The following is a 4,920-nucleotide window of genomic DNA, read 5'->3' as shown; positions in this document are numbered from 1 at the left end:
AACTGTGCCGTCGTAAGTCAACTATTTGTATGACTGATGGCCGTGACTTTCCATCGTCGGGTATTTGCCCCATAATCAAATCATTGTTTATTTAATAACAGGTGTTCAATTATGTTGAAATCATGGGCAAATCCGCTTTTAGCAGCAAGCATAGGGTTGGCATTACCGCTAACGGCTATGGCGCAGGACGGTATCGATTATAAAGAGCAGGAGAAACTGCACGAAATAGCTGGTGCAATGCAGGCCGATCGTATTGAAAGTGACATTCAGACTCTGGTCGACTTTGGCACTCGTCATACCTTATCTGAAACCGAGTCGGATACGCGTGGTATTGGTGCCGCAAGACGCTGGATTTTTGCCGAATTTGAACGTATATCCGAAGCCTGTGGCGGCTGTCTTGAAGTCATGTATGTCAGCGATACAATTTCCGGTGAAACGCGCATACCTGACCCTGTGGAAGTGAAAAGTGTTATTGCCATTCAACGGGGCAAAACGGACCCTAACCGTTACGTGATGATGTCCGGAGACATTGACTCGCGCGTTAGCGATGTTATGGATTATACCTCAGACGCTCCCGGTGCAAACGATAACGCCTCTGGTGTCGCCGGTGCGTTAGAAGCGGCACGAGTGCTAACCCAATACGAATTCGACGGCTCTATTGTTTATGCGGCCCTGGCCGGTGAAGAGCAAGGTCTGTTTGGCGGGAAAATTCTGGCCGAAAAAGCCAAAGAAGAAGGCTGGCACCTTACCGCAGTGCTTAATAATGACATGATTGGTAACATTGAAGGCATTAACGGAGTCATTAATAACACCACAGCACGGATTTTTGCTGAGGGCACCCGTATGAATGAATCAGACCGCGAAGCGACCATGCGTCGTTTCTATGGTGGTGAAGTAGACTCTCCCTCACGCAACCTGGCGCGCTATATTGATACAGTGGCGGATCGTTACATCAACAACTTAGACACGATGATTGTTTATCGCTTAGATCGCTTTGGTCGCGGCGGGCACCACAGACCCTTTAACGATTTAGGTTATGCGGGTATCCGTATTATGGAAACCAACGAAAACTATAATCGTCAGCATCAGGACCTTCGTGTTGAGAATGGTATTGAATATGGCGATACCATAGAGGGTGTCGATTTTGATTACGCGGCTAAACTAACTGCGTTGAACGCGGTTTCTATGGCAAGTATGTCGTGGGCACCAAGACCACCTGCCAATGTCGAGATAGAAGGTGCAGTAAAACCGGATACAACTTTACGCTGGGCACCCCAGGAAGAAGATGAAGAAAATATTGCGGGTTATAAAGTTTACTGGCGTTTAACCAGTGCCCCGCAGTGGCAGTTCAGTCGCTACGTTGGTAATGTAAACGAGTACACACTGGAAAATGTGGTGATCGATAATTACATTTTTGGTGTAGCTAGTGTCAGTAACGATGGCTTCGAAAGCCCAGTTGTATTTCCGGGACCAGCGGGGACATTTTCTATTGAGTAATGAGTCGTTTAAAGCATTAACTGAGCCGCTAAATTATGAAGGCGAAGACCGAAAAGTCGGTTTTGAACTGGAATTTAGCGGCTTAACTTTAAGCCAGACTATTGATGTCATGCAGCGAGTACTGCCCGGTGAGTTAGTTTCTGTTTCCAAAGCGGAACAAGAAATTGAGGTGGACGGTCTTGGTTCGTTTAAAGTTGAGATTGACTGGGACTATTTAAAACGAAAAGCGAAAGCAGAGGGCGGAGACAAGTCCGCCTGGGTGCGAGAACTCGGCAGTCTTGCTGAAAACCTTGTGCCCATTGAAATTGTCTGCCCGCCGTTAACGCTGGAGCAATGTGAGCAGTTACTTACCTTAACGGAGGCGCTGAGAGAAGCCGGAGCAAAAGGTACAGATGAGTCCTGGATAGCGGCTTATGGTGTCCATATTAACCCCGAAGTACCATCATTAAGTGCCAATGTATTGCTGCGTTATTTACAGGCATTCTCTCTGTTGCAGTGGTGGTTGGTTGAAGCGCATCGCGTCGATACAACGCGCAAACTCAGTCCTTACATCGATAAATACCCCGAGGCCTACATCCGACTGTTGGTTAACCAACATGAGGTGACTCAGGAACAGCTTATCGATGACTACCTTAAGCACAACGCCACTCGTAACCGTGCTTTGGATATGTTGCCTCTCTTTGCTTTCTTAGACGAAGAAAAAGTGATGGGAGCAGTAGATGACAAAAAGATAAAGGCCCGTCCGACTTTTCATTACCGCTTACCGAACTGTCAGCTTGAACATCCTGACTGGCAGTTAACCGAGCCCTGGAAAATTTGGTGGGTGGTCGACGCTCTGGCTAATGATCAGCAAGCGTTAGACTATTGGAAACAAGCGTTTATTGACGCTGAGCGTCCCTTAATTGGTGTCTCAGAAAAAGACTGGAAAGAAAGGCTGGAGCAATGGCTGAAAGACCGCGAGTGGTTGTAACCGGAACCGCCAGACGTTGGTCTCCGTCCTGGTGGTGTACCTGGCTTATTCTCAAATGCCTTGGAGCTCGTCCTTTGCGTTCGAGTGTCAGGCACCGTTGTGAGCCGGACAATATCGATGCAGTGATTATTGGAGGAGGGGACGACATTAGCCCCTCACAATATAACCAGCCGCCAGAGCGTGACGGCGAGTATGACCCTGATCGCGATGAACTCGAAATTGCCTGGATACGCTGGGCTCTGGAGAATAAGAAGCCGTTGTTAGGCATTTGTCGCGGTTCGCAGTTAATTAATGTAGTGCTCGGTGGCGAACTTGACCAGAACATTCGGGAATTGCGTCAGTTGACCTATAACCGCCCGGGACTTTTACCCACTAAGCAGGTATTTATTGAGCCTAAAAGTAAATTGGCGAAGATTTGTAGAAAGCGAAAACTGAGAGTTAATAGCCTGCATTCGCAAATCGTCAAAAAAACGGGTGTTGGTATGCTTGCTGTGGGCTGGGACTTGGATGGCTTTTTGCAGGCCTCCGAGGGGCAGGATGAGCAAACCATTATCGGTGTACAGTGGCACCCTGAATACTTATTTTATGTACCTAGCCAAGTTCGAATTTTTCGTTGGCTTATTAAACAATAATTGAACATATCGATTATACCTACCTCAATTTATCAATTTTTTTGATCCATTCTGCGTTTCAATCTGTATAACCGTTCAACAACTTAGAATCGACTTATTAAAAAGCCTTTGGAGCGCTAAATGACCATAGCAAATCGTTTGTATGCAGGGTTTGCCTTTATTCTGCTATTACTTGTTATAACCACCATCGTCGGTACATATCAGGTTGGTGAAATTGATAAAACCCTGGTAAGAGTTAACGAAGTGGGTAGTGAAAAACAACGGTTTGCTATTAACTTTCGAGGCAGTGTGCATGACCGCGCAATAGCCCTGCGTGATTTAGTTCTGGTTGAAAATGCCGATCAACGTCCACCGCTACGTGACCTAATTGTCGATCTTAAATCGGATTACAGCAAAGCTGATAACGGTATGACTGACATTTTTTCCGATAACGAGTTGGTAAACAGTGAGGAACGTGAGTTATTGAGTGAAATTGAAGACATTCAGGCTCAGGGTCTGGCGGCGGCTGATGAAACAGAGCGCCTGTTAAACTCGAACCAAAGGCAACGGGCTCAGGAGTACGTTCTGAATGAAGTATCGCCAATTTATGCGGAGTGGTTAAACCGAATTAACGCCTTTATTGACTATCAGGAACAAAGTATCTCAGCCGGTACGGAAGAGGTAATGAGCCGCAGTGAGAACTTTGCCACCTTAATGTGGTGGGTTACTGCGTTTGCCATTATCAGTGGCGGACTGGTGGCCTGGCAAATCGTAGTTAAACTGACACACACAATCGGCGGTGAACCCGAGGAAGCGGCTGAAGCATTACAACGCATTGCCGATGGCGATTTAACCGTCTCTACCCATACACGCTATGAAGATAGCATGATGGCCGATGTTAACCGTATGGTGAATCAGTTACGGACTATTCTGGGAGATGTTAATGAGTCAGCAAGTACCATTCTGAACTCCTCAAATGAGCTTGCTGAAACGGCGGGGAATAACCAAAAACTGGTGGTTCAGCAGCAAGAACAAACCACTCAGGGCGCAACGGCTATTCATCAAATGTCGCAAACGGTTCGTGAAGTTGCTCAGCATACTGAGCAGGCGGCGCAGTTGGCCGATGATACCGACAGAGAAACAGTTGCGGGTAGCCGTGAGGTAGAAGCGACGGTTCGTTCAATTGAAGAGTTAGCCAACCAGGTTGAAGGTGCTGCTAAAGTCATTGGTGAACTGTCTGACAACACGGCAGAAATACACAAGGTGCTGGAGGTTATCGAAGGCATTGCTGATCAGACCAACCTATTAGCACTGAATGCTGCGATAGAAGCGGCACGAGCGGGCGAACATGGCCGAGGTTTCTCGGTGGTTGCCGATGAAGTAAGGGCGCTGGCGAACCGGACACAGGATTCAACCCGCAGTATTCAAAGCTTAATTGAAACCATGCGGGGCAGTGCGACTGATGCCGTTTCAGTGATGGACAAAGGCAGGGAGAAAGCGGCAGAAAGTGTGAAGCAAGCCCGTTCAGCTGGTGAGTCCTTACACGCGGTCAATAATTCTGTGGCAAAAATGAGTGACATGAATGCACAAATTGCGACTGCAGCGGAAGAGCAAACAGCGGTTGCAGAGGAAATTAATCAAAACTTCTCCTCAATTACAGAGGCTGCGGAGCAAACGGCAGCAGGCTCAGAGCAAATTAGCGAAGCCAGCCGTGAACTGAATGAGTTAGCAAAACGGTTAAATAATGGCATGAAGCGCTTTAAAATTGCTTAAACCCCTTGATTAGAACGGCTAAAACCCCTACCATAGCGGCCGTTCTGGAGAGGTGTCCGAGTGGCTGAA

At 47.4% G+C, this 4,920-nt stretch carries 4 protein-coding genes; all 4 read left to right on the top strand.

Annotated features, from left to right (window positions below; translation table 11 throughout):
• The first annotated feature begins 111 nt into the window (after nt 1-111).
• The 4 genes from B3180_RS09390 (at nt 112) to B3180_RS09375 (ending at nt 4,851) form a co-directional block, all read left to right on the top strand.
• Entirely contained in the window at nt 112-1,497 is a 1,386-nt protein-coding gene (locus tag B3180_RS09390; RefSeq protein WP_054486870.1) for a M28 family metallopeptidase, read from the top strand.
• Nucleotides 1,490-2,467: an amidoligase family protein gene (locus B3180_RS09385; protein ID WP_278358326.1), complete on the top strand. Its 978-nt coding sequence runs from the start codon at nt 1,490-1,492 to the stop codon at nt 2,465-2,467. The genes B3180_RS09390 and B3180_RS09385 overlap by 8 nt, the downstream gene beginning before the upstream one ends.
• Nucleotides 2,440-3,099 (top strand): gamma-glutamyl-gamma-aminobutyrate hydrolase family protein, encoded by a 660-nt coding sequence (locus tag B3180_RS09380; RefSeq protein WP_054486874.1) that lies wholly within the window; start codon nt 2,440-2,442, stop codon nt 3,097-3,099. Before B3180_RS09385 ends, B3180_RS09380 begins: the two co-directional genes overlap by 28 nt.
• Nucleotides 3,100-3,219: 120 nt before the next feature.
• Complete coding sequence (locus B3180_RS09375) at nt 3,220-4,851, top strand: methyl-accepting chemotaxis protein (RefSeq protein ID WP_273022322.1); 1,632 nt, start codon at nt 3,220-3,222, stop codon at nt 4,849-4,851.
• Nucleotides 4,852-4,920: the final 69 nt, after the last annotated feature.

Source organism: Idiomarina sp. UBA4206 (genome assembly GCF_002383015.1).
In the GTDB taxonomy this organism is placed as follows: Bacteria; Pseudomonadota; Gammaproteobacteria; order Enterobacterales; family Alteromonadaceae; genus Idiomarina; species Idiomarina abyssalis.
Note: the sequence above shows the minus strand (reverse complement) of the source record. Positions and strands in the feature narration are given on the sequence as shown.